This window comes from Blastococcus goldschmidtiae, from assembly GCF_031845325.1.
GTDB lineage: Bacteria > Actinomycetota > Actinomycetes > Mycobacteriales > Geodermatophilaceae > Blastococcus > Blastococcus goldschmidtiae.
This window is the reverse complement of sequence record NZ_JAVREI010000035.1, coordinates 1-1,432: the sequence shown is the minus strand read 5'-3', so window position 1 is coordinate 1,432 and position 1,432 is coordinate 1. Positions and strand designations below refer to the sequence as shown.

Annotated in this window: 1 protein-coding gene; it reads left to right on the top strand. The window is 70.5% G+C overall.

Annotation, left to right across the window (positions count from 1 at the left end; all coding sequences use genetic code 11):
- Window positions 1-42: 42 nt before the first annotated feature.
- Window positions 43-1,134, top strand: coding sequence for an IS110 family RNA-guided transposase (locus RM425_RS21460; RefSeq protein WP_311347264.1), 1,092 nt, complete (start codon window positions 43-45; stop codon window positions 1,132-1,134).
- Window positions 1,135-1,432: the final 298 nt, after the last annotated feature.

The following is a 1,432-nucleotide window of genomic DNA, read 5'->3' as shown; positions in this document are numbered from 1 at the left end:
GAGGCGCCTGCTCGGCCTATCCGACATGCGTGGGAGGCCCCGGTGCTGGTGGAGCGTACGAGTGTTGGTCTTGATGTTCACGCCCGATCGGTGGTGGCCGCGGCGATAGACGGGGTCAGCGGGGAACTGGTCCAGGCCAGGCTGACCCCCTCCTATGACCATGTCCGGTCCTGGATCGCGGGGCTGCCCGGGCCGGTGGCGGTGGTCTATGAGGCGGGCCCCACGGGTTTCGGGCTCTACCGGTCCTTGACCGAGGCCGGGATCCGGTGCGTTGTCGCGGCGCCCTCCAAGCTGCACCGGCCCTCGGGTGACCGGGTCAAGACCGATGCCCGTGACGCGGTGCTGCTGGCTCGGTTGCTGCGGCTGGGCGAGGTCACCGCGGTCACGGTGCCGACCGTGGCGCAGGAAGCGGCGCGTGACCTGGTCCGGGCCCGCGAGGACGCGCGGGGCGACCTGATGCGCGCTCGGCATCGGCTGTCGAAGCTGTTGCTGCGCCAGGGCACCGTCTACGACGGCGGGCAGGCCTGGACCCAGGCTCACGACGCGTGGCTGCGTCAGCAGCGGTTCGACACCACGGCGACCCGGCTCACCTTCGAGTCCGACTACGACGCGGTGCTGACCGTGACCGCCCGCCGTGCCCGGCTCGATACTGCGATCGCTGAACTAGCAGCCGACAGCGAGTTCACTCCCGTGGTGCGCCGGCTGGCGTGCTTGCGTGGAGTGTCGACGCTGACCGCCTTCGCCCTCGCGGTGGAGATCGGCGACTGGCACCGGTTCACCGGCAACAGCATCGGCTCCTACATGGGGTTGGTGCCCAGCGAGCACTCCTCGGGAGCGTCACGGGTGCAGGGCTCGATCACCAAGACCGGCAACACCCACGCCCGCCGGCTGCTCGTCGAGGCTGCCTGGCACCACCGTCCCCGCTACACACCCGGCAAGACCATGCGCGACCGCTGGGAGCTCGCCCCACCTCCAGCACGAGCCCGCGGCGACGCCGGGAACCGGCGCCTGCACCAGCGGTGGATCACCTTCAACCTGCGCCGCAAGCGCGCCGTGGTCGCCAACGTGGCCATCGCACGAGAGCTGGCCGGATGGTGCTGGTCGCTGGCCGTCCTCGACACCGCCACCGGATAGCCGGCCCCGATCCGCTTCGCCGCCGGTGATGGCGGGCAGCAGCGCGTGGAGCGACCCGCGACACAGCTATGGGCAGCCGCCCCTCGAGGACGGCGACGCCCGACCCTAGACACGTGGACCGCTCCTGCCGAACAGCCCGTCCTGCGGTAACCAACCCGCGCATATCAGTCTGACCGCGCGTCGACAACGACACGCTCGCCCACCACACCGGCAGACGAAGCAGAGGCGCCCGCCCGAAGCAATCCGGACGGGCGCCTCACCCTGCCCCTTGACAGAAACGAGCTACATATCAGCTGTA